This is a genomic window from Sediminibacterium roseum, assembly GCF_009939005.1.
GTDB classification, from domain to species: Bacteria; Bacteroidota; Bacteroidia; order Chitinophagales; family Chitinophagaceae; genus Sediminibacterium; species Sediminibacterium roseum.
Genome location: NZ_JAACJS010000011.1, coordinates 307,729 through 332,047 on the forward strand (window position 1 = coordinate 307,729; position 24,319 = coordinate 332,047).

The following is a 24,319-nucleotide window of genomic DNA, read 5'->3' on the forward strand; positions in this document are numbered from 1 at the left end:
TATGCCCATCTGTGTTCATCTGTGCAATCTGTGGCAATCGAAAGCATCAAACCTAACCATGCCCGCCACTAAAAAAGAGCCCATTTCAACATTGAAATGGGCTCCGGCCTATATAGATGTAACTGTTAGAACAAAGTGAATTCAACACGCCTGTTCTTCTGGCGGCCTGCATCGGTCTTGTTGGTTGCGATCGGTTGTGATTCGCCATAACCAACGGCTTCGATCCTTGAAGGATTTGCACCCTGCGATACAAGCGTTGCTTTTACAGATTCTGCACGCTCTTTAGACAATTTCATGTTTGCTGCGTCTGAACCTACGTTATCTGTGTGTCCTGCGAGTTTCAGGCTGAAGCCTTTTGTTCTCAGGATGTCTGCTACTCTTTGCAGGTAAGGCAATGACCTTGAACGGATGGTTGATTTACCGAAATCAAACTCAAGGTTCCTGATCGCCTCGTTCACGATGCGTTTGTCTTCTTCCGTGATGTAGAATTTCTGAACGATCGTTGTATCCTTGTTTGCCACTGGCGGCGGTGGGGTTGGCAAAGGACATCCTGAACCATCCACTTTTGTACCTGCCGGTGTATTCGGACATTTGTCGAATCCATCAGGTACTCCATCACCATCAGCATCTGCTTTCATTCTTGCGATCTCGTCTTTCAGGCTGTTGAGAGAGGCGATGTCGCTGTTGAGTTTGCTGATCTGGCTCTGTGTTGCATCCAGTGAGCTTTGCAATGCTGCGTTCTTATCCCACAGGTCCTGCGCCAGCGCTGCCGGTGCATTGTGTGTGGCAAGTTGTGGTTTTGTTCTGTCGCCCAACGCAAACTCCAGCCCTGCATGGGCGTAAGAGAATTTATCGGCATTGTATACCGGCACTTTCCAGAAACCATCGAAATTATCAGCATCCACAAAATTCATGGAATAACCGAGATCAATGTTAATGTCTTTGCTAACGTTGAATTTCAGTCCGAGGTCGATGGGCACAAACAGGCTCGTATTGCTTCCGTTTGGTGTAAACTCAACATTGGCGCCGCTTTGTGTTACCATCCGCGGGTTGTAGTTGATTGCACCTGCACCGATACCGATGTAAGGTTGCACGCCGGTGTGCAATTGTGTCCAGTTGATGTTTGCCAGCGTGAATACGCCTTTCAAAGCGGCCGACCAGTTGATGTCTGTTTCGTAAGATTTGTAAGCATCGCCTGGCATGGTTGTGTTCTCACCTTTCACTTTTCCTTTCAGGAAATCTGCCTGCAGGCCAAAGTGATGAGAGAGCTGTGCTTTCAGGTAAGCACCATAACCGATGGTTGGATTTGATTTGTTGAAATCGTTCCTTCCGAAAGGAAGCGAACCCCAGAGCGCGCCGCCATGAATACCGAACGACCATACGCGGTAAGCGCTGGTACCTGAAAACAGTTTGGCATTCTTCTGCGTAGAAACACTGGTTGAGGTGATGGTTCCCGTGGTTGTCATGGTACCACTCTCCTGTGCAAAAGACGCTGTTGCGAAACTTGCCAGTAATACCGGCAATGATATACGCCGTAATAGATGTTGCATAAATGTTGGTTTAGTATGGAGGATATTGTTCTATCTGCTCCAATACATTAAAACCTGTGCCATGTGGAAAGAAAGGCGTAAAAACACGATACACTATAGTATATAAAGAGCGGGGGAATTTATTCCACACCACGGGGTGCCCGGTTTTCGGTTGTTTCTGCTCGGATCAGCCGGTTTTCACCCCACAAAGTTGCGATTTAAAGTTCCCGGTTCAAAAACTGCTGAACCGAAGCAATTATTCGCCGACCCGTCAACCACTCATCCAAAACCGTACACTCCGTACACAATGTTCATCACTGAAAAAACGGCCGTTATGATTTCATTAAGAAATCGCTGAAATGCTTGCTACCATTGGGTTTCAGGGATATTTTAACATCTGTTAACGTTTACCGTTCAACCGCTCATACCATTCACCCCACAGGGGATGTAACTAATCACAATCTCCGGCGTCTATTATGCATCCGGTTTTACTTTTGACTTATCAAATTAAAACAAACGAACAAAAACAATATTTAAACACACTTAATCTAAACACAATGAAAAAATTCTTCATCGCGGCTTTAGCAGCCCTCGCAATCGGAACCACTGCATTTGCAGGACCTTCTACAGTTAAAACAAAAGTTCAGAACCATTTTGCAAGCTCATTCAGCAAGGCTCAGGATGTTACCTGGACGTCTAACGGCAAATTCCAGCAAGTAAGCTTTGTTCTGAACAAAGAAAAAGTTACGGCTTACTACGATGTGTACGGCGACCTCGTTGGTACCACTAAAAACCTTGCTTTCGACAAACTGCCGAAATCAGCCATCGAGTATATCACTTCTACTTATACTTTCCCTGATTATCAGTTGAAAGAGTGCATCGAGTTTGTAAATGCAGACAACGATAAAAAATACTTCGCGTCTTTCGAAACAGAAGAAGGCACCGTAGTTCTGGAGATCAACGAAAACGGCCGTGTGGAAGTTTTCCAGGGTTCAGTTCTTTAGTATCATCCCTCTCTATATACAAAACAAGCCTTGCGATTTTTTCGCGAGGCTTTTTTTTGCGGGTAACCGGCTTGGCGTAACCGGTTGGGTCACCTGGCAAAGCTGATCTTGCCCATGCTTACGCCCGGCACTTTCTTCCCGTCGCCGATCCTTGTATTGCCCCCTGCAACGGCCTCGTTGGCGAGGATGGCGAACAGGAGCGCCTCTTTTGCGTCGGGGTTGATGTTGAGTGCGGCCGTTGTTTGAAATGCATAACCGGGAAGCATGGCCTGGAGCTGTTCCATCAGCAACGGGTTGTGCATACCACCGCCGCTGGAGTAGATGGAAAATGTTTTGGCCTTATCCAGCGTACGCTTCATCGCCCCCGCGATGGTTGTTGCGCTGAAACGGTTGAGGGTGGCAAGGATGTCTTCTTTCCCGGCTTCAAGAATACCGGCGCGGTTGATGGCCTCATCCACATACGCAAGATTGAAAAGTTCGGGACCGGTTGTTTTGGGGAAATCTTTTTCGAAGAACGGGTGATCCATCAACGCATTGAGCAAGGCCCCATTCACCGTTCCCTTTCGGGCGATCAGGGAATCACGGTCGTAGGGCAGCCCGAAATTTTCCTGTACAAACGCGTCCATCAGCGTATTGCCAGGGCCGGTATCGGTGCTGAAGATGGCGGTCGCATCCAGGTTTGCCGGCAGGTACGTGAAATTGGCGATGCCGCCGATGTTCAGCATGAGACGGTTCTCTCCTTTTTTGCTGAAAATAAAATAATCGCCATATACCGCCAATGGCGCACCCTCGCCGCCGGCCGCCACGTGTTTCTGGCGAAAATCACTCAGGGTAATGATGCCGGTAGCTACGGCCAGGTGATCGCCGTCGCCTATCTGCAAGGTGGCGTTGCCAAATCCCTCCTGCCTGTGTAAAATTTTGGGTGCGTGGTAGATGCTTTGGCCGTGGCTGGCGATCAGGTCAACTTCGTCGGGTGCAACCTTCCATTTTTCCAGGCAATCCAGTACCATCCCCGCATGCTGCTGTGCGATCCAGGCATTGAGCAGGCAAACCTTTTCGAGGTCTACCGATCTTTTGGAGAAAACGGCGCGCACTTCCGTTTTGAAATGATCCTCATAAGGAACCGTTTCAAACGCAAGGATCTCGATGCCTGTATCCTGCCCGCTCCCCGTAAACCGGCATAGGGCTATGTCTAACCCATCAAGCGATGTACCACTCATGAGCCCGATGATGAGCCGCGATTCTTTGCCCGCAATGCCGCAAAGTTTGCTGATATTCTGGTTCATTGTGCAGGTTTTTGTTGATTTTAGCCGATTCGATGCGTCAATTTGCAGCTTTTTGTTTGTTTTATTAAAAATAAAATGCAAATTAGTAGCCAACTAATTGCGGCGTATGCTCAAAAAAGAACGACAGGCGTATATTTTACACCAGGTGAGCCTTCACAACAGCGTTTTATCGGCCGATCTCAGTAATTCGATCAATGTTTCGGAAGATACGATCCGCCGCGACCTGAACGAGCTTGCAGAGAGCGGTAAAGTTATCAAAGTACATGGAGGGGCGCTTTCGAAATCTTTCAACAGTTTTTACCTGCGGTCGGATGTTTACAATGTGGACAGCAAAAAAGTGATCGCCGAAAAAGCCGTCTCGCTCATACAGGACGGCATGTTTGTGCTCACCGGCGGCGGCACAACCGTGATCGAACTTGCCCGCCTCCTCCCTGAAAACTTAAAAGCTACTTTTCTTACGGGCAGCATACCAGCCGCCTATGAATATGCACAGCACCCGAATATAGAAGTGATCTTCATCGGCGACAAGATTTCGAAGAAATCGCAGATAGCCGTGGGCGGGGAAGCCATTACCAGGATCAAACACATCAAGGCCGATCTTTGTTTTTTGGGGATCAATGCGATTGATACCGAACATGGCATCACCGACAACGACTGGGATGTTGTACAGGTCAAAAGCGCGATGATCGAAGCATCGTCGCAAACGGTGGTCATGTCTATTTCAGAAAAACTGAACTCGCACCAGCGCATACGTGTTTGCGGGGTTGAGGACATCGACCTGCTCATCACAGAACTGGACCCGTCTGATCAACGACTGGACCCTTTCCGGAAAAGCAACCTGACGATCCTTTAAAGCGATCCGCAGTTTTCGCGCGATGCAACACATCACCGTTATTGATGCATGAAACGGATCGTACATGCGATCCGGAATTTTAGATAAATTCGCTCATGTCAATACCCAACTTTTCCGTCGCCACCGAAACCGATATCCCAGCCCTCGAACAACTGGTGAACAGTGCCTACCGTGGCGAGCACTCAAAAAAAGGCTGGACCACCGAAGCCGATCTCCTGGGCGGTATACGAACCGACGCCAATGGCCTAAAAAATATGATGTCGGAACCCGCCGCGGTGATCCTCACCTACACCGGCGAACAGGGCCTGCTGCAAGGCTGTGTTTTTCTCAAACAAAAAGCAAACAAATTATACCTGGGCATGCTCACCGTGGATCCTGAACTGCAGGCACAGGGCATAGGGAAAAAACTACTGTCTGCCGCTGAAGAATACGCACGCCAAAAAAACTGCGATGGCATCACGATGACCGTTATTTCTGTCCGCCACAAACTCATTGCCTGGTACGAGCGCCACGGTTACCGTAAAACCGGCGCAACCGAACCCTTTCCTGCCGATCCATCTTTTGGACTGCCGAAGCAGGAACTGGAGTTCGTGGTGATGGAGAAATCATTGTGAGGCAACGGTATACTTTTTTTAATGGTGCCGTAACAAAAGCCGCCGGCGCACAGCCTGAAGCACGAATTTGACTAACTTCCACTTCCTCAAACTGTGAAGACTGAACATGCAAGGGCGATTGTTCCATATACGGGTTATTATGAAGATTGCCTGCCTGCTGGCCCTCTGCATTGCCAATGTTCCGGCGCAGGCGCAGAAGGAGGAACCGGCGGATACTGTATTTTTCCTGGCCCATAAAAAAGGTTTGCTGGGAAAGATCGGCAGGAGCCTTTCGGTGAACAATCCTGACCCGGTTGTGGAAGAAGGCGCCGTGAAAAATGAAACCGTTTTCAACCCGTACAAGGGAAAGATCATCCGCAACATCGTTATAGAAAAGCTGGGTTTTAACCGGTCGGTGAACGATACGACGAAAGTGACGCGCAACTTTTTCAATGACATGGGTAATGCGCTGCACACCAGCACATCCAGGCGCACCATACTGAACAATCTTTTTTTTACAACGGGTGATACGCTTTACCCTTACCTTCTTGCAGACAACGAAAGATTCCTGCGCGAGCTTACCTACCTGCAGGATGCACGGATCACGGTAAAGGAAACGGCCACCCCCGATTCCGTGGATGTGATCGTGATCTGCAAAGATGTATTTCCCTTCGGCGGCAGCATGGATGCCGGCTCGGCCAGCATGGCGAGTTTTGAGGTGAACGATGACAATCTCTTCGGGCGCGGCAACCGGCTGCAGGTAAGGAATTTCTGGGACTCGAAAAGAAACCCGGACTACGGCATCGGCTTTGAATTTCTCAAACGCAATGTGGGCGGCAGTTTTCTCAACATCGCTTTCGGGTACAGGAACGAGGCGCCGGCATTCAACAGCGGGCTCAGGCAGGAGAAAAATGTTTACATACAGGGCGACCTTCCCTTGGTGAGCCCGTACCATGCCTGGACCGGCGCATTCGAGATCGCGGATCATTTTACAGAGAACGGGTATGTGAGTGATTCGATGTACCGGAACTTTTTAAAATACCAATACAGGATCTTTGATGGATGGATCGGCTACAACATCGGCGCCCGCAAACAATTGCAGGAGAATTTCCGATCAAGGTTCAAACGCATGTTATCCATCCGTGCGGCGCACCGGATGTTCAGGGAGATCCCCGTGTATTTCAAAGATGTTTACAACATCAATTACTCCGATCTTGTAACGGTGCTTGGCGCCTTCACTATTTTTGAACAGGATTATTACCACACCAATTTTCTATACGGTTTTGGAAGGAACGAAGACGTGCCCGAAGGTTTCAGCCTTTCCTTTGTTGGCGGGTGGAGCAACCGGAACAAGATCTCACGCCCCTATGGCGGGTTTGAATACCAGCGCAGATATTTTTCCAACCGCAAAAACTACATCAACTACAACCTGCGGGGAGGCGCCTCTTTTAATTCGGGGCGGTTTGAAGACATCAGTTTCCTGACGAGTGTTGAATATTTTACCAAGCTGCGGCGATTTGGAGAAAGCAAATGGTACGTGCGCCATTTTCTCAGCGGCAGCATCACCCAACTGGCGAAAACGGTGTTGAACGATCCATTGCGGCTGTCAAGCGACTATGGTATCCCGCAACTCAACAACCCCACACTGTCTGCGTCTACACGCCTTACCTTTAATGCAGAAACCGTTTTTTACAACACATGGAAACTGGTTGGATTCAGTTTTGCGCCTTTTGTTTTTTCGAACTTGAGTTATCTAAAGACCATCGGGCAGAATGTGAGAACGGGTGATATCTATGCGGCCATCGGCGGCGGTGCGAGAACAAGGAACGAGAACCTGGTTTTCGGGACCATCGAATTAAAAGCCTATTACTATCCACGTATCACGGGAACCATGAGCCAGTTCAATGTTACGTTGAACACCGATCTGCGTTTTAAATACATCAGCCAACTCATCAAACGCCCGGATTTTGCGGTGGTGAACTAAGACGAGCTCGCTGAAATTAAAACGATGGGCGAACAAAACGGTGAAGATCTTTTTAAAAACAAGGGCCGACGTATACAACGCCAGCCCTTCATCCATAGGTTTCATTATCATCAAAACAATTACACATCCCTTGTTGCAATGGATGCCTGTTTTGCAGGTACTTTTTCTGCAGTTGGCTGCTGCTGTCTGGCAGATACCAACATGTTGGTTTCACGACGGATCAGTGCAAGCAATGCGAAGATCGCAAGCACGCTCACAAACACAACAATGATTTTCTTTAACGTCATCAGCTTTGCCTCCTGGTCAAAATTGGTTAGAAGAACTTTACCTATAAGACGCAGGAAGAGAGGAATTGATTAGGGCGATGGTTCGTTTTAACAATCATTTCAATAAAACAGGTGCATTTGTGAAAAATGTGTAGCCTTATTTTAACAAGTGATGCAGGCTCCCTCCCCTGGCGAAAAAACGGTCGATGTTTTTTTCTACCGCGGGATCTTTTTCAACAGGCGGTGCATGGTGGGGTTTGATCCGTGCATCGATGACCAATGGCCCGCGGCAGCCCCAGTGTTTGTTTTCGGTAAATGCGTTGATCCCGTAAATATCATGCGAAGGATTACAGCGTGTAAAAGCTGCCCAGAGATAATTGCTGAAAGTATGCTGCATAAAATGCGCGTCATCACAAACTACGATCAGGGCAACCGGATCAAGCTGGTCGGTTTTCGGTTGCAGCTCCCGGTTCAAAAGATCCATCTGCCTGTGGGCATCCTCATACGAAGAGAACCGTTCGGCCGATAGGGCCACCACACCCGGCATCGCCAGTGTTGCGTTACCGAACGACGATAATTCATGTAACGCGGCCGGAACCTCTGTACACAATTTCCTTTTTACATCACCGTAAGCTGCAAAAACAACTTTGCTCCCGGTGTTCAACCCGGTACCGGAGTAATCCAGCGTATCGATAGTCGTGTTGGTGTGGAAATGAACATCGCGCGACAGATCGATCCTTTCCAGCACATATTCCATAAATGTTCTTGTATTGTGTGTCGACAACCCGCCCGTATCATCAGCCGTGATAAAAAGGAATTTCGCGAGGCTGAGTTGCCCGGTTCCTAAGATATGGTTGGCGATGGTAAGGATCTCTGCGGGTTGCCGGGCTGGTGTGTAGGGCGTATAGCGTTCGCTGCCGATAGCGAGCAGCAAAGGGTGAACGCCTGCCGCATCCACCGCGTGCACTTCTTTCAGCCCGGGAATTTCCTGCGGAATGGCCGCCCCTGTCAATTCGTGGATGAGTTGGCCAAAGCTTGTATCTTCCTGCGGCGGTCTTCCAACAACGGTAAACGGCCACACCGCATTTTTTTTTGCGTATACCTTGTGCACGCGCATGACGGGAAAATCGTGCCGCAAACTATAATAGCCGAGATGATCGCCGAACGGCCCTTCCGGTTTGTTCTCACCTGGATAAACTTCGCCGGTGATCACAAAATCTGCGTCGGTGCTGATGGCGAATCCATCCTTGTAACAATACCGGAAACGCCGTCCGCCCAGAACGCCCGCAAAGGTCATTTCACTGATGCCTTCGGGCAAAGGCATTACCGCGGATACGCTGTGCGACGGCGGCCCGCCCACAAAACAACTTACTTTAAGTGGTTGTCCTTTTGCGTTTGCCTTGCTTTGGTGAACGCCTATTCCCCTGTGCAGCTGGTAATGCAGGCCAATTTCTTTGTTGGCCTCATACGCATTCCCTGTTAATTGTATGCGGTACATACCGAGGTTGGCTTTCATAATGCCCGGCTGATCGATGTCTTCCGTGTATACCTGCGGCAGCGTAACAAATGCGCCACCATCCATTGGCCAGTGCTGGATCAGCGGAAGGTCGGTGATCGATATCTCTTCGTACAGAACAGGTTTGTGGAACGGATCTTTTTTCGGGAAGGCCTTGGCGGCGGCGAGGCCTGTTTTGATATTGGCCAGTGGCCTGCGCAATGCTTTCACCGGGTCGTTCTTAAGTTCGATCAGTTGCTGCACACGCTGCAGCGTATCCCTGAAAATAAATTTACTGCGATCGATCGTGCCGAAAATATTGGAGGCTGCCCTGAACCTCGAGCCCTTTACTTTTTCGAACAACAATGCGGGCCCGCCCATTTCATGAACACGCAGGTGAAGCGCTGCCATTTCAAGATAAGGGTCGATCTCTTCGGTGATCCTGGCAAGGTGGCCATGCTTTTCAAGATCGAGCAAACATTCTTCGAGAGAGTGGTAAGGCATGGGGCAAAGGTAAGCGTTTGAACGGGGAGTAACGCCAACTCCGTACCTTTGACACATGATAAAACTCAGCGTAAACATCAATAAGTTCGCGACGCTGCGTAACAGCCGCGGAGGAAACAATCCCGATGTGGTAAAGGCCGCTATAGATGCCCAGCGTTTTGGGGCAGACGGCGTTACGGTGCACCCCAGGCCCGATGAACGGCACATTAGGTACCATGATGTGCGGGAGATCAGGAAGATCATCACAACCGAATTCAACATCGAGGGCAACCCTACCGAACAAAAATTTGTTGACCTTGTACTCGAAACAAAACCGCACCAGGTAACGCTTGTACCCGATGCACTCGGGCAACTCACCAGCGACCATGGATGGGATACGATCAGGCACAAGGATTATCTCATCGATATCATCTCTGTTTTCAAAAAAGCCGGTATACGCGTGTCCATTTTTGTTGACCCCGATATCCGTATGGTAAACGGCGCGGCCGATACCGGAACCGACCGCATTGAACTGTACACCGAAGGCTACGCAAAACATTTTGCCGGCGGCCATGCCGCCGATGCAGTTGCCCCTTATGTTGCCGCGGCGCAAAAAGCAAAAGAGCTGGGGCTCGGCATCAACGCCGGGCACGACCTCGACCTGGACAACCTGAGGTATTTTGCACAGCATGTTCCTTCCCTCGATGAAGTGAGCATTGGCCACGCCCTTGTTTGCGATGCTGTTTATTTAGGATACGAGAACGCGGTGCAGATGTACAAGAGAGCGGTTTCCCTGTAGCGGCTGGCATGGATTTTATACATCCATACTGCCCCTTCACCCTAAATACACCCGCCATGAGACGATTGTTAAGTTATACCGCCTCCCTCCCCATCACCAGCTTTGGATTGCTGCTGCTTCGCATCGCATTTGCCGGCCTGCTGATGGTGCATGGGTATGATAAGATCGTGCATTACAATGAAATGTCGCAGCAGTTCATTTCATTTGCGGGACTCTCGCCCGCCCTGTCTTTGGGTCTGCTCATTTTTGCAGAATTCTTCTGTTCGCTTTTTGTGCTGGTGGGATTGTTCACACGCTTTGCATGCGTGCCGGTGATCATCGCCATGTCTGTTGCCTTGCTCTCGGCGCACGATGGTGATGTTACGGGAAAGGGACAGGCCGCCACGCTGTTCGGCGTTGCTTTTCTTACCTTGCTTTTTACCGGGCCGGGCAAGTATAGCCTCGACGCGGCTTTCTACAAACACTGATCGCATATCCCAAATAACATTAACCGGGAAATTTGATGAGGCATCCTTTCAAATTTCCCGGCCAACCCATCACTGAAGCAGAATGCGTACATTAGTTTCTCAAACGATCTTATGAGAAACGCATTGATCCTGCTACTATCTCTCTCAACCGCAACCGTTTTTTCGCAGTCCATCAAACCCGTATTGCCATTGCCTTCCAGGCAGCAATTGAAATGGCACGAGAAAGAGTTTTACCTGTTTATACATTTCGGGCCTAATACTTTTACCGATAAAGAATGGGGCGAAGGAACCGAGGACCCTTCTGTGTTCAACCCCACCGCGCTGGATTGCGAGCAATGGGCGCGTATTGCAAAAAAAGCCGGGGCAAAAGGGATCATACTCACCGCGAAGCACCACGATGGCTTTTGTTTGTGGCCAAGCAAATTCAGCAGGCATACCGTAAGGGAAAGCAAATGGAAAAACGGCAAAGGCGATGTGGTAAAAGCATTGTCTGAAGCCTGTAAGAAAACAGGGATCGAGATGGGTGTGTATATTTCTCCCTGGGACAGGAACCACCCCCAGTACGGAACGCCCGCCTACAACGATGTGTATCTCTCGTCTATGAAAGAGTTGCTCACCAACTATGGAAAATTCTTCGAGCTCTGGTGGGATGGCGCGAATGGCGAAGGGCCCAACGGCAAAAAACAGCAATACGATTTTCACCGCTTCGAAGACTCGGCGTTCAGTTGGCAGCCACAGCTTGTGATCTTCAGCGATATCGGTCCGGGTGTACGCTGGTGCGGAAATGAAAAAGGGATCATCAACAGCACCAACTGGAACTTGCTGGATACGGCGGGATTTAAAAGAGGGTTGGGCGCGCCGCCCGAGGACACGCTGAACCGCGGGAACATGTGGGGGAAAAACTGGATACCGGCGGAAGCCGATGTTTCGATCAGGCCGGGATGGTTCTACCATGAGAAAGAAGATGCAAAAGTAAAATCACCCGAAAAATTATTTGACCTCTACCTGCGCTCCGTAGGCAATGGCGGCAATTTTTTGCTGAATGTTCCGCCCGACAGAACGGGCCGCATCAACGCTGTGGATTCAGCGGCATTGATGGGTTTCAGGAAACTGCGTGATGCAGCGTTTTCAAAGGACCTGCTCAGCGGCGCAAAGGTCAGCAATGGCGGAACAAAGAACATCAACGCGTTGCTCGACCACAACATCAACACCTGCTGGGTATCGCCGCAACAGGAAAATACGGAACTGGTGATCACGCTTCCCAAACCGGCAAGGATCAATACTGTGGTGCTGGAAGAAATGATCGCTTATGGCCAACGCGTTGTTGATTTTTCGATAGAAGCATTTGATGGATCTGCATTCAAAACGGTATACAACGGAACCACGATCGGGAGAAAAAAGATAGCATCTTTTAACGAACAGCAAACGGGCAGGCTCCGCATTACTATCCGGCAATCGAAAGCGGCGCCGGTGCTTCGCGGGATCTCGGCATACCGGATCTGACCAGGGCGGTTGGTGTTCCTGTTCGCCAAAGGATGCGATGTATTTTTTCGCCACCGGCAGCTTCCGCTCATCACCGCATACCGGCTTTGGTCATTTTAGGCAAATGGAGCTGTGCGCAGAAGTGTTAGTTTGTTTCCCTAAACCACACAACATGAAACGACTGCTACTTGCAACAGCATTGCTGGCATCTACTGCCATGCATGCGCAGAAAATTCTCACAACGGGTGTGCCCACCGGCGGCAACAAGAAAGCTGCCGTAAGTGAAATGATCGGCATCACAGATGTAACCATCCGCTACAACAGGCCGGGAGTAAAGGGCCGCGAAGGAAAGATCTGGGGACAGCTCGTTCCCGCAGGATTTAACGATGAAGGATATGGCACTTCCAAATCTTCGCCATGGCGCGCAGGCGCGAACGAGGCCACATCGATCGAATTCAGCACCGATGTATCCGTGGAAGGGCAACCGCTCGCAAAAGGAAAATATGGCCTGTACGTTGTTTACGGCGCAGATGAAAGCACCATCATCTTTTCAAAAGAAAGCAACAACTGGGGCAGTTTCTTTTACGATCCCAAAAACGATGCGCTGCGCGTAAAAGTAAAACCCGTTGCAACAGACCGTTCCGTAGAATGGCTGAAATACGAATTCACCAACCAGAAAGAAACCTCTGCAACGGTTAACCTGATGTGGGAGAAACTGATCATTCCATTTACGGTGGAAGTGGACCTGGTTAAAACACAGATCGCACAGTTTCGCAGTGAACTGGGATCAGACAAAGGCTTCGCATGGCAAAGCTGGAACAATGCGGCGCAGTGGAGCGTAGACCACAACACCAACCTCGAAGAAGCATTGCGCTGGGCCGATCTTTCCATGGATACACGCGTGGCCGGCAACCGCAACTTTACCACGCTCTCTACAAAAGCACAGGTGCTCAACAAACTGAACCGCGGCGCAGAGGCGATCTCAATTATGAACGAAGCGCTGCCGATGGGCAACATGCAGCAACTGCACCAATACGGCCGGTCACTGCTCACGCAAAAACAAAATGCAGAAGCGTTGAAAGTATTCATCCTCAACCACGAGAAAAACCCGAACCAGTTTACCACGCTGATGGGTCTCGCAAGAGGTTACTCAGCCGTTGGCGAATATGCAAAAGCACTTGGTTACCTCGAAAAAGCGGAACCGCTCGCAACGGATGCGGTAAATAAAAACAACATCACCAAATCCAAGGCGATGTTGAAGGAAGGCAAGGACATCAACTAGCCGGTATTTTCAGGTCTATTGGTTTATTGGTGCGAAGGGCACCGGGTGCCATTGGTTTTCCCGCGAAACCGGGCAAAACCGGGACACACCAATAAACCAATAAACCAAAAATACTATCTTGCACCTATGCCAACACCTACTCCTATCATCGGTATCATCATGGGAAGCGACAGCGACCTGGCTGTAATGAAAGCTGCGGCAGAAATACTGGAGCAGTTCAAGATCCCCTTCGAGTTAACAGTTGTATCCGCACACCGCACACCACTGCGTATGGTGGATTATGCAACTACTGCTAAAGAAAGAGGATTGAAAGTGATCATCGCCGGTGCAGGCGGTGCGGCGCACCTGCCGGGAATGGTTGCATCGATCACCACGTTGCCTGTGATAGGCGTGCCGATCAAATCTTCCAATTCAATAGATGGATGGGATTCTGTGCTCTCCATTTTACAAATGCCCAACGGTGTCCCGGTTGCAACGGTGGCATTGAATGCAGCGAAGAACGCAGGCATCCTGGCCGCGCAGATCCTGGGCACATCAGACGAAAACATTGCTGCCGCCATCGCTCATTATAAAAAAGAAATGAACCACGAGGTAAGCGGCAAAGTGGCAAACCTGAAAAAAGACTGGAACAATGGGTTTGATGTGAGCTAGTATGGTTGCACTGTGTTGTTGTAAATACTTTTTCGGAAAACAATTTCAACCTCAAACACATACCATGAAACGCAGACGCAGTACCCTTTCCCTCGTTTTTTCCCTTTTGTTTTTTTCAGGCCTGCATGCGCAGGAAACAAGCGCCGTTTCTTACCAATGTACACCCTGCGGACAGGCATGTGATAAAAAGGCTTACGACAAAGCCGGACACTGTGCTTCCTGCGGAATGGAACTGGTGAAGAAGGGTGGAGTGGTTTTTAAAAACATCCCGGCATCGGAGATCTGTACCTATATCAAAAACCATCCCTCTGCCGTACTCCTGGATGTTCGTACAAAAGAAGAATTTGAAGGGCGCGCCAACCCTGATTTCGGCACTTTAAAAAATGCGATCAATATCCCGATCCAGGAACTGAAAAGCAAGATCGCATCCATTGGCCATCTTAAAAACAAAGAGATCCTTGTGTTTTGCTCGCACAGCCACAGAAGCCCGCAGGCGAGTTATGTGCTCACGCAGAATGGCTTCACAAACGTTACAAACATGTTGGGAGGGATGAGTGTTGTTACAGATAAAAGCTGCAAAAAATAAACTTATCCCGGTAAATTATTCCCTCGGTACAACCGGGCACTTCACCCCTGTTCCTCCAAAAAGAAAACTCACACCCACCGATATGCCGTAGTAGCTGTCTTTGCGCCCCGGGTTCGCGGTATAACTGAAGCCATCAAGATAATCTGTAAACACAAACCGGAGCGTAGCCTCCGCGTTTACGGCGATGTTTGGTGTTACCATCCATTTCACTCCCGCGCCAACGGGAACAACAGGCAATACGCGGGGCAATGCATGGGCAGAGTCTTTTGTGTAGCCCGACTGCAGGGATGATTTAAGCGCGGCATTTGAATCGAGACTGCTCCAGTCTCTCCTGATGTTGAGAAACGTTGCGCCAGCACCAATCATCACATAGGGCGTGAGGGTGCGGTCGGATGATTTGCCATTGTCGCCATAGGGATTGAACACCACCATACCCGTTATTTCAGTAGCCGGTGTACTGAAGGCAAATCTCCGGTACTGTTTCCACGAAGGGTTTTGAAAACGTGCCTCGTCTGCACTCATCGAACCGATGGTAAGGTTTCCCCGCCAGGAAAAATACGGGGTAAAGGGTTTTGCCAGCCATACATTCACCATCGGCCGGGCGCCTTTGAATGAGCCGAACGGGCTCTCGATCAGGTCCCCCTGGTACAACAATGTTCCGATGTTGATGCCCGCTTCAAAACGATAGGGGCTCTGTGCATGGCTTTGGGCGAATGAAAAAGAAACGACAAGGAAAAGCAATACAATCTTTAAAACAGATCTCATAACTGATGATTGGAGGTTGGATAATAAAACGATCAGTGTAGAAATCTATCCGGGCGAGTTGGTTTGTTTCCGTGAGATACAATTTTCAATCCGTTTGTTGTTAACGAAATGATAATTGAGCCGGGATTCGGTGGACAAGATTACCGTCACGCCGGCAGCAGCATGTTAATGCAAGAATAATGATACAGTAACGTTGATCAGATCGTGACCACACCAAATCCCTGGTTCAGGCCGGTAGACACGGCATATACCCTATCGATCCATGCGTTACCGTATTGTGCATAAGACAGCGAGAAATTGTCTACGCGCTCCTGGAGGCTGTTGTTTGGGAAAAGATCGTTTTTGAGTTTTGCGATCTGTTGTTTTTGCGCATCGTACCTGGTGCGTTCTGCGCGTAACAATTTTTTCTCCAGCGCTTCCAGTTTTTTCAGCGATTGTTTTTCGAGGGCGGAAATGTGTTCGGATAATGTTTTATCAACGGCATCCGCTACCACACGCAGGTGCGCATAATAATCTTTTGCCTGCTGCAATTCTTTTTCAAGATTGAGCTGGTGATCGCTTTCGCGTTTTACCAGCGTATTGAGCAACGTGAGTTCACCGGAGAACAGGTCGGCCTGCGTGAACCCGAGTTTTTTCATCCGTTCCAGTTGCTCCTTTTTCATCAGCAAAAAAGAATTGCGCAGCATGAGCACGGGATATGGGATGTGAACGGCCTCAAAAACCGATCTCAGTTCCAGCCAGTACGCTATCTCCCCTCCTCCACCGATAAACACGATATTGGGCAGTACGGTTTCCTGGAACGCGCCGCGGAGAATTACGTTGCCGCTGAACCGTTCGGGATGCGCTTTCAACTCCTGCAGGATCTGTTCTTTTGAAAAGCTGAGCGACAGTGCCTTCACTTCAAAGCGATCGCCTTCCAGTTCTATGCGTTCGCGTTTATCGCCAAGGAGGTAAAATAAATTCAGTTCGCGGCCACCGGCCTGTACCTTGTAATGTTCACCAAGCTTTTCGATGGTTGCGGCCACTATGGTGTGCGAGAACCTTTCGGTCAACTCTTTTTCTACGACGGGCGCAAACGCATTTTTGAGTTTTGCATTGTCGGGAATGAGTACGATCAACCCGTATTTTCCGAAGAGTTCGTTTACCAGTTCAAGCGTTGCCTGCTGTATCGTTTTTCCTTCGGTATAACACCGGGTGAACAGTTCGGTGAGCTCGTTTCCGTGCGGGAGAACACCGGTTTGGCCATGTATGGCGTGGATCAGTTTCAGTAACGGCTTGTCTACTTTCATCCTGCCTACGGCACCGGTCTGACTGGTTTCCCAAACCAGTTTTTGCCCGCCAACATTTACAAAACCCAGCTCATCAAGATCCGCGTCTTCGCTGCCCATGTAATAAACGGGAACGAATTTGTATTGCGGCAGTTGCCCGGATAATTCATCCGCCAGTTTTATGGCATGCAGGATCTTGTAAATAAAATAAAGCGGGCCGGTAAAAATATTCGGCTGGTGCGCCGTGGTAACGGTAAATGTATTTTGATCTGCGAGCAGGCGGATGTTCTCCGCCAGTTTTGCCGTTTGCTGGATGGATGCATATTGCTCTTCCAATACTTCCGATAAAAGCGCACGCGGCGTATTGAATTGTTGTCTTTGTGCGATCGAAGCCTTGATGCCCTCCAATGTTGGGGAAAGCCGGTAAAACGGTTGCAGCGCTGGGGCGTTCGACAAATAATCTGTGATGATCTTTGAAAAAAAGCCGGTATCCTTATAAGGTAAATAGGTAGCTTCCTGGTGCATAATGATTGGTAAAAGTACGATTTAGCGCATTTCGTGTTCGCCGTTCATACTTTTTGTGAGCGCCGGTTGTTTAAGACGCCCGTGTTATGATCTAACCAAACCTGTTTGGGTCAAACGGTGTGATATCCATGCTCAGCTTTTCTTCATTCACCACTTCGCTCACCAGCTTGCCGGTGCCGGCGCCAAGGCTCAGGCCCAACATGGCGTGCCCTGTTGCGATGGTTACGTTGTTCCATTTTTTTGTTTTACCGATGTAGGGCAATCCATCTGCGGAACAGGGCCGGTAGCCAAACCAGATCCTGTCTTCCGTTGGCACCGGAACCTTGAATTCAGGATAGAAGCGGGCAACGGCCTGCAGCAATCCTTCTACACGGTTCATCCGCGGGGGTGTTTTGGTGGAGGTGATTTCCATCGTACCGCCAAAACGGATCTTGTTGCCATCCATCGGTGTTAACGCTGCGCGGCCCTCTACCAGAACGGCCGGGTAATTGATCCTGTACGGCGAATCCTCCAGCGTAACCGAATAACCCCTTCCCGGCACCAATGGAATCTTTACCTGCATTTTCTCCGCCAGCTCCCTGCTCCACGATCCGGATGCAACCACGATGTGATCTGCATCGTACGCATTTTTATCCGTGATCACTTTCCTGATCTTTCCGTTGGTATGTTCGAACCTGTTCACCTCCTCGTTCGTTACGAGCCTCACATTCTTCTGTTCCAGGTCTGATAACAACTGTTGCATTAATTTGTTCGGGTAAAGATGCGCATCGCACTTGAACCACACCGCCCCGAGTGCATTGATCCTGGTCTGCGGCTCAAGCGCCTGCAGCTGGTTGTAATCGAGCAAAGCCGTATCGGTTAAACCGAGCCTGTGTGCTTTTTCTACGAGGTGACGTGAGTGCTCTGCGCCTGCTTCTGTCTGAAATACCTCGAGCAGTCCCTTGTGCTCGTACGAGAATTTGAATTGCGGGAGTTGTGTCCAGTCTTCGTAAAGTTTCTGGCTCAATATGGCAATATCGCGCAGCGGAACCGCGGCGCTCTCTACTTTTTCGGGTGTGGCGGAACGCATGAATTTCATTCCCCAGTCGATCAGGCTCCAGCTCAAACGCGGCTGTACGTAAAACGGGCTCCTGGAGTTCCACATCCATTTCAATCCCTGTTTTACAATACCGGGTGTGGCGAGGGGAACGAAGTGGCTCGGGCAAACATACCCTGCGTTACCATAAGAGCAATTGCTGCTCATATCGGTCTTATCGATAACGGTCACTTCGTGGCCGCTTTGCTGTAAATAATAAGCGCTGCTTAAACCGATGATGCCCCCGCCAATGACTACAACTTTCATGCGTGTGTTTTGGTTTTGAGCGCAAGGTCGGGAAAAAATCGAGGAGTTGTGGGTTTGGCGCAGGCGTTGCAAAATGTAAGCGCTTCTTTCACTCATCCAACTCAAATCACCTGGAACCCGTGTGCATATGGATCATCGGCCGGGTCGATGGAAATGGTATTGTAGCCATACACCTTTGCCCAACCCTCTACACTGGGTATGATGGCCGGTTTGCCGCCAACGGTTGTAACGCGTTCTACCTTGCCCGTAAACTTGGAACCGATGATGCTTTCGTGGATGAAGCTGTCGCCCTCTTTGAGTTTCCCTTTGGCGAACCATTGCGCCATGCGGGCAGAGGTTCCGGTGCCGCAGGGTGAGCGGTCTATCGCCTTATCGCCATAGAAAACGGCATTTCTCGCGGTTGATGTTGGATCGATCACCGCACCCGCCCATAAAATATGGGAACAGCCATTGATCGTCGGGTTATCCGGGTGAACAAATGTATATTTTGCATTGATGCGTTTGCGCAACTCGCGCGACCATGCAATGAGCTGATCCGCGGCGTAGTTTTCCAGTCCTTTGAAATTGGCCTGCACATCAACGATCGCATAAAAATTTCCACCGTAAGAAACGTCCACGGTTATTTCTCCCAGGTCGGGACATTCAACCGCCAATCCTTCCGAGTCAAGGTAAGCCGCTACATTGGTGAGTTTAACGGCGGTTACCTTTCGACCTTCCTGTTTGTACTCGATGTGTACCAGTCCTGCTGGCGCTTCCATGCGCACGATGCCGGGCGTTTTGGGGGTGATGAGCCCTTCTTCAATCGCGATGGTGATGGTGCCGATGGTGCCATGCCCGCACATGGGCAAACAACCGCTGGTTTCAATAAAAAGCGTGGCCACATCGTTTGCGGGGTCGTGAGGCGGGTAAAGGATGCTCCCGCTCATCATGTCGTGCCCACGTGGTTCAAACATCAGCCCCTTGCGGATCCAGTCGTACTCCCTCAGGAAATGCTGGCGTTTATCACTCATGGTCTCGCCTTCCAGCTCCGGACCACCTATCGCAACCACACGAACGGGATTGCCGCAGGTGTGTGCATCTATACAGGAGAAAATATGGCCGGAGAGATGACCGGGAACAGGCATGGTATACGGCAGTGGGCTCGCTTTCATTAAGTGGTGCTATTTACAAGAGTTCGTTTAAAAAGGATGATCTTACAAAGATTAGGGATTGGGTACAAAAGAACTTTTCGGATTTTACCCGAAATGATGCGGTTTTGAGCTTGCACCACGCGCAGCGGGCGCTAAAAAGCCGCCGATCGGCTCACCGCTTAAAACCGTAAACAAAATCGCTGCAATTTTAACCCCCTTTTTACCCACTTCTGCTTATTTTCATCTACGATTGTCATGGAACAGTACGGAAAAATATTACTGATTGCGATGCCCGCCTTCCTGGCCCTGGTTCTTTTTGAAAAATGGTGGGGCTGGCGCAAAGGGAAAGATACGGTGCGGCCGATGGATATGATCTCGAGCCTCAGTTCGGGCATCACCAATTCTACCAAAGACGTACTCGGGCTCAGCATCGCCATCATCACATACGGCTGGCTGGTTGACCATGTGGCCATCGTTCATGTAAGGTCAACGGTTTGGGTTTACATCATCGCGTTTTTTGCGCTGGATCTTGCAGGATACCTCACCCACCGCATTGATCACGAGATCAACTTCTTCTGGAACAGCCACATCATTCACCACAGCAGCGAAGATTTTAACCTGGCCTGCGCACTGCGCCAGAACATTTCCATTTTCATAAGGGTGTTCACTGTGTTTTTATTGCCGGCTGCACTGCTTGGCGTTCCGTCGCAGGTTATTGCGGTAGTGGCGCCCTTGCATCTGTTTGCGCAGTTCTGGTACCATACCGAGCACATCGGCAGAATGGGTTTCCTGGAGAAGATCATTGTTACGCCTTCGCACCACAGGGTTCACCACGCCATCAACAAAGAATATTTAGATAAGAACTATGGGCAGATCTTTATTTTCTGGGACAAATGGTTTGGCACTTTCCAGGAAGAACTGCCAGGAGTAAAACCTGTGTACGGCATCACGCGGCCGGTGCAGACCTGGAACCCCATCAAAATAAATTTCCAGCACATGGCGCTGATGATGAAAGACGCATGGCGCACGAGAAGCGTGAAAGACAAACTCCGTGTATGGTTCATGCCAACTGGCTGGAGGCCGGAAGATGTGGCGGAGAAATACCCGGTTTACAAAATAGAAGATGTATATGCTTTTGACAAGTACGAAACCAAAACAAGTACCGCCCTGCTCACCTGCGTGTGGATACAGATCTCGATCCTCCTGCTGTTTGTAAGTTATTTCTTTGGACACGTGGCGCAGATCAAGGCGCCGGGCATCTTTTTCTACGGCGCATTCGTGTTCCTTTATGTTTACTCCTTTACTGAATTAATGGATGGCAATTCCTATGCATGGGTGTGGGAGATGTTGAAAGCCGTTTTTGGCATCGGGCTCATCCTTTACAATGGCGATTGGTTTGGAACCAACCAATATTCGCCTTTGATCAATTTTGTATTGATCGGATATTTTGTTTTGTCGTTCGTATCGTTTCTTTATTTTTCTTTTTGGGAAGAAAGAGATCTATCAACGCAGCCTGTTTAACACTGCGGGAGCTAGCCTCAATAAAAAAGCGATCATGAACAGAACATCATGATCGCTTTTTCTTTCAACTTTATTTATAAGCAAGTGGTGCCAGGTTGTTAATCACAGTGCCTTCAAATACTCCAGTACCTCGTTTTCCGACAGCCGTTTGTCTTTTTTGTATATCGCCACATCTACCTGGTTTGTTTCCTGCCCGGCGGCGCGCATCACGGCAAGGGGCTGGCCCTTTGTTACCCACTGCCATTCTTTAGCCATCAGCTTTTCGAACACGCCGGTTAGAAAAACAACATAACGGCCATGTCTTACGGAGACCATATCCGCATTGCCTACTTTTTCGATCCTGATGACCAGGCCCGTTACAAGAGAAAAAACAGAATCAATGTTTTGATCACCTGCGATCACAACACCCGCGATGCGGTCGGCAGCTTTTGTTACAGGCAATTTCACCGGAACAACACGGCTGTTGCGAAACGGCGTCTTTGTTTTTAACGTTACCGTTTTGCGGTTTGCCTGGGCAAAACAGCAACTGCTGATAACGCAGGTAAGAAAAACGATCAGGATCCGCATGTTGTGGCCTTGGGTGATGGTTCTAAGTTCAGCAAAATCCGTTCCTGAAACGGTATCCACGTTAATCCTTCTTCCACACATTGTCAACCAGGCGCCAGATGCCCAATGGATTGGCTGCTTTCAGTTCATCGGGAAGCAGTGCATCAGGGCAACTTTGGTAGCACACGGGGCGCACCCATCTTTTTACAGCATTCACACCTACCGCGGTAAAACGGCTGTCGGTTGATGCAGGGTACGGCCCGCCATGCACCATGCTTGCTGAAACATCCACTCCTGTTGGAACGCCGTTGAACACGATGCGCCCTGCAATAGATGGTGCAATGTCCAGTAAAGAATGATGCGTTGCAAAATCCTTATCCGTGCCCATCAACGTAGTGGTGAGCTGGCCGGTAAGCGAGCGCCATACCGCTTTCAGTTCGGCTTCGTCTTTACAGATCACCAGCAAAGAATAAGGGCCGAATACTTCTTCGTGCAGCAATGGATCTTCCAGGAAAACGCCGGCTTCCACGGTAGCAACCGAGGGTTGCGCTTCCATGTCGCCGGGTGTTGCAGACGATCTTGCCACCAGCTTCACACCTTTCTGGTTGAGCGCGGCTTCCATTTTTTCAAAGTATGCTTTGTGAATTCCTTTGTGCAGCATTTTTGCGGGCACAACCGCGTCTATTTCCTTCGAAAGAACATCGAGGAAGCGGTTGAGCCCTTCGCCCTGGATGGCGATGAGCAGGCCGGGATTGGTGCAGAATTGTCCCATACCCAGCGTGATCGATCCGGCATATTGTTTTGCAACGCTTTCTGTGTTTACGTCGAGCGTATCAGGCAGCAGTACCACCGGGTTGATGCTTCCCATTTCAGAGAACACAGGGATCGGGTTTTTACGCGCCGCGGCATAATCCCACAACGCTCTGCCGCCTGTATAAGATCCTGTAAAACCAACCGCAGCGGTCTCATCGTGCTGAACCAGCGCCTTTCCCGCTTCGAACGATGAATCGGTTACGTGTTGAAATGTATGTGCCGGCATGTTGCAGGCAACGATCGCCGCTTCTATTGCACCGGCCACCAGGGTGGAGGTTTGCAGGTGCGCGGGATGTCCTTTTACCACAACCGTGCATCCCGCAGCCAGCGCGCTGGCCGTATCTCCACCCGCCGTTGAATAGGCGAAAGGAAAATTACTGGCGCCAAAAACAACAACGGGCCCCATCGGGATCAGCATTTTTCGAAGGTCGGGTTTTGCAGGCACCTTATCGGGGTTTGCGGTATCGATCGATGCCTCTACCCAGCTGCCCTCGCGGAGCATCTGGGCAAACATACGCAGCTGCATCGTGGTTCTTCCCCGCTCGCCTGTTAAACGCGGCGCAGGGAGATTGGTCTCTTCAGACGCCTTGCCAATCAATTCCTCGCCCAGCGATTCGATATTGGCAGCAATCGTTTCCAGGAACACCGCCCTGCTCTCTGCAGAGGTTTTGCGGTAAGAAACAAAGGCTTCGGCAGACTGCTGCATAATTTTATTTATCATGTTGATGTTTTTTGTGATCGTAAAAGATGCGTTTCAAGGTGAATTCAGCGCGGATCCATCTATTGGTTGATCCCGGCCACTCATTACCTACCGGACGCAAAGTTGAAGGATCCGAACCCGCACCTATTTCCCGTAAGTAATAAATATTTAGCGATTCTTAACTGAACACCGCTAAGATAACCAAAACAAGGGCGGCTGAAAAATGTTGTGTTGTTTGAAAATTCGGGCGCGGTGCACTACTTTCACCCCGAATAAAAAGACCCGGCTTGAGTGTACTCTGGAAAATTGCCCAAAAGGCAGAACGTAAATGGTGGCAGCGTTACCTGAAGAACAAAGATGTGGACAGCTACCGGTCCTGGAAACTGAACTATTGGAAAGGACTGCTGGAAAAGCTTTCGCACCTGGATATCCACCCCGGGTCAAAGATCCTCGATGCGGGTTGCGGGCCCGCGGGCATCTACATGGCATTTCCCGAACACGATGTGACCGCGTTCGATCCATTGATCGAGTCTTACGAGGCCGACCTGCCGCATTTTAAAAAATCGTTTTACCCGAATGTGCGTTTCAAAACAGCCGGACTGGAAGATTTTGACAATGGAGAAAAGTACGATGTCATTTTTTGCATGAATGCCATCAACCATGTTGCCGACATAAAAAAAAGCTACGCCAACCTTGCGCGGCTGCTAAAACCAAACGGAAGGCTGGTTGTGTCCATCGATGCACACAACCATAAGATCTTTAAATACATTTTCCGCGCGCTGCCGGGAGACATCCTCCATCCCTGCCAGTACGACCTCGAAGAATACACAGCATTCCTTAAACAACAGAACCTGTCCGTACTGCAGACAGAAAAGCTGAAACCGGCGTTTTTGTTTGATTATTATGTGCAGGTGGCGGGGTGATCCGGGGATTGCGTCCGACAATAAAT

General features: G+C 49.7%; 22 protein-coding genes. 12 read left to right on the top strand and 10 right to left on the bottom strand.

What is annotated here, in order from left to right; translation table 11 throughout:
• Positions 1–125: 125 nt before the first annotated feature.
• Positions 126–1,550 (bottom strand): OmpA family protein, encoded by a 1,425-nt coding sequence (locus GWC95_RS06655; protein ID WP_161817908.1) that lies wholly within the window; start codon positions 1,548–1,550, stop codon positions 126–128.
• Positions 1,551–2,086: 536 nt separating this feature from the next.
• On the opposite strand from GWC95_RS06655, the gene GWC95_RS06660 reads away from it, so the two are divergent.
• Positions 2,087–2,533, top strand: coding sequence for a hypothetical protein (locus tag GWC95_RS06660; protein WP_161817909.1), 447 nt, complete (start codon positions 2,087–2,089; stop codon positions 2,531–2,533).
• Between the two features lie 89 nt (positions 2,534–2,622).
• Here the strand turns inward: GWC95_RS06660 and GWC95_RS06665 are convergent, their stop codons facing one another.
• The gene (locus GWC95_RS06665; protein ID WP_161817910.1) at positions 2,623–3,819 is read right to left on the bottom strand and encodes an anhydro-N-acetylmuramic acid kinase; all 1,197 of its coding nucleotides are present in this window, start codon (positions 3,817–3,819) and stop codon (positions 2,623–2,625) included.
• A gap of 106 nt (positions 3,820–3,925) precedes the next feature.
• On the opposite strand from GWC95_RS06665, the gene GWC95_RS06670 reads away from it, so the two are divergent.
• The 3 genes from GWC95_RS06670 (at position 3,926) to GWC95_RS06680 (ending at position 7,249) form a co-directional block, all read left to right on the top strand.
• Positions 3,926–4,672 carry a DeoR/GlpR family DNA-binding transcription regulator gene (locus tag GWC95_RS06670; protein WP_161817911.1) on the top strand — a complete coding sequence of 249 codons (747 nt, stop codon included), beginning with the start codon at positions 3,926–3,928 and terminating at the stop codon, positions 4,670–4,672.
• A 95-nt stretch (positions 4,673–4,767) separates the two neighbouring features.
• Positions 4,768–5,286: a GNAT family N-acetyltransferase gene (locus tag GWC95_RS06675; protein WP_161817912.1), complete on the top strand. Its 519-nt coding sequence runs from the start codon at positions 4,768–4,770 to the stop codon at positions 5,284–5,286.
• Positions 5,287–5,425: 139 nt separating this feature from the next.
• Positions 5,426–7,249 carry a hypothetical protein gene (locus GWC95_RS06680; protein ID WP_161817913.1) on the top strand — a complete coding sequence of 608 codons (1,824 nt, stop codon included), beginning with the start codon at positions 5,426–5,428 and terminating at the stop codon, positions 7,247–7,249.
• 119 nt (positions 7,250–7,368) lie between these two features.
• Here GWC95_RS06680 and GWC95_RS06685 read toward each other — a convergent pair whose 3' ends face one another.
• Both GWC95_RS06685 and GWC95_RS06690 read right to left on the bottom strand, forming a co-directional pair.
• Entirely contained in the window at positions 7,369–7,536 is a 168-nt protein-coding gene (locus GWC95_RS06685) for a hypothetical protein (protein WP_161817914.1), read from the bottom strand.
• A gap of 136 nt (positions 7,537–7,672) precedes the next feature.
• On the bottom strand, positions 7,673–9,514 hold the full coding sequence (locus GWC95_RS06690; protein WP_161817915.1) for a UbiD family decarboxylase: 1,842 nt from the start codon (positions 9,512–9,514) through the stop codon (positions 7,673–7,675).
• 55 nt (positions 9,515–9,569) lie between these two features.
• On the opposite strand from GWC95_RS06690, the gene GWC95_RS06695 reads away from it, so the two are divergent.
• The 6 genes from GWC95_RS06695 to GWC95_RS06720 all read left to right on the top strand — a co-directional run bounded on the left by GWC95_RS06695 (position 9,570) and on the right by GWC95_RS06720 (position 14,760).
• On the top strand, positions 9,570–10,292 hold the full coding sequence (locus GWC95_RS06695; RefSeq protein ID WP_161817916.1) for a pyridoxine 5'-phosphate synthase: 723 nt from the start codon (positions 9,570–9,572) through the stop codon (positions 10,290–10,292).
• Between the two features lie 56 nt (positions 10,293–10,348).
• Entirely contained in the window at positions 10,349–10,759 is a 411-nt protein-coding gene (locus GWC95_RS06700) for a DoxX family protein (RefSeq protein WP_161817917.1), read from the top strand.
• 111 nt (positions 10,760–10,870) lie between these two features.
• Positions 10,871–12,262, top strand: a complete 1,392-nt coding sequence (locus GWC95_RS06705; protein ID WP_161817918.1) for an alpha-L-fucosidase — start codon at positions 10,871–10,873, stop codon at positions 12,260–12,262.
• 151 nt (positions 12,263–12,413) lie between these two features.
• Positions 12,414–13,523 (top strand): DUF2911 domain-containing protein, encoded by a 1,110-nt coding sequence (locus GWC95_RS06710; RefSeq protein WP_161817919.1) that lies wholly within the window; start codon positions 12,414–12,416, stop codon positions 13,521–13,523.
• 126 nt (positions 13,524–13,649) lie between these two features.
• Entirely contained in the window at positions 13,650–14,174 is a 525-nt protein-coding gene (purE, locus tag GWC95_RS06715; protein ID WP_202630234.1) for a 5-(carboxyamino)imidazole ribonucleotide mutase, read from the top strand.
• Between the two features lie 64 nt (positions 14,175–14,238).
• The gene (locus tag GWC95_RS06720; RefSeq protein WP_161817920.1) at positions 14,239–14,760 is read left to right on the top strand and encodes a rhodanese-like domain-containing protein; all 522 of its coding nucleotides are present in this window, start codon (positions 14,239–14,241) and stop codon (positions 14,758–14,760) included.
• 15 nt (positions 14,761–14,775) lie between these two features.
• Here the strand turns inward: GWC95_RS06720 and GWC95_RS06725 are convergent, their stop codons facing one another.
• From GWC95_RS06725 to GWC95_RS06740, 4 genes are all read right to left on the bottom strand, one after another.
• Positions 14,776–15,525 (bottom strand): DUF6089 family protein, encoded by a 750-nt coding sequence (locus GWC95_RS06725; RefSeq protein WP_161817921.1) that lies wholly within the window; start codon positions 15,523–15,525, stop codon positions 14,776–14,778.
• A gap of 197 nt (positions 15,526–15,722) precedes the next feature.
• Positions 15,723–17,318 (bottom strand): bacillithiol biosynthesis cysteine-adding enzyme BshC, encoded by a 1,596-nt coding sequence (gene bshC, locus GWC95_RS06730; protein WP_161817922.1) that lies wholly within the window; start codon positions 17,316–17,318, stop codon positions 15,723–15,725.
• A gap of 91 nt (positions 17,319–17,409) precedes the next feature.
• On the bottom strand, positions 17,410–18,756 hold the full coding sequence (locus tag GWC95_RS06735; protein ID WP_394351250.1) for an NAD(P)/FAD-dependent oxidoreductase: 1,347 nt from the start codon (positions 18,754–18,756) through the stop codon (positions 17,410–17,412).
• Positions 18,757–18,761: 5 nt separating this feature from the next.
• Positions 18,762–19,811 carry a 4-hydroxyproline epimerase gene (locus GWC95_RS06740; protein ID WP_237722091.1) on the bottom strand — a complete coding sequence of 350 codons (1,050 nt, stop codon included), beginning with the start codon at positions 19,809–19,811 and terminating at the stop codon, positions 18,762–18,764.
• 234 nt (positions 19,812–20,045) lie between these two features.
• Here GWC95_RS06740 and GWC95_RS06745 point away from each other — a divergent pair, with 234 nt between their 5' ends.
• Complete coding sequence (locus tag GWC95_RS06745) at positions 20,046–21,311, top strand: sterol desaturase family protein (RefSeq protein WP_161817924.1); 1,266 nt, start codon at positions 20,046–20,048, stop codon at positions 21,309–21,311.
• A gap of 102 nt (positions 21,312–21,413) precedes the next feature.
• Here the strand turns inward: GWC95_RS06745 and GWC95_RS06750 are convergent, their stop codons facing one another.
• Both GWC95_RS06750 and GWC95_RS06755 read right to left on the bottom strand, forming a co-directional pair.
• Positions 21,414–21,878 (bottom strand): hypothetical protein, encoded by a 465-nt coding sequence (locus GWC95_RS06750; protein WP_161817925.1) that lies wholly within the window; start codon positions 21,876–21,878, stop codon positions 21,414–21,416.
• A 61-nt stretch (positions 21,879–21,939) separates the two neighbouring features.
• On the bottom strand, positions 21,940–23,391 hold the full coding sequence (locus GWC95_RS06755) for an aldehyde dehydrogenase (NADP(+)) (protein ID WP_161817926.1): 1,452 nt from the start codon (positions 23,389–23,391) through the stop codon (positions 21,940–21,942).
• Positions 23,392–23,657: 266 nt separating this feature from the next.
• Between GWC95_RS06755 and GWC95_RS06760 the strand changes: the two genes are divergently transcribed.
• Positions 23,658–24,293, top strand: coding sequence for a class I SAM-dependent methyltransferase (locus GWC95_RS06760; RefSeq protein ID WP_161817927.1), 636 nt, complete (start codon positions 23,658–23,660; stop codon positions 24,291–24,293).
• Positions 24,294–24,319 lie beyond the last annotated feature (26 nt).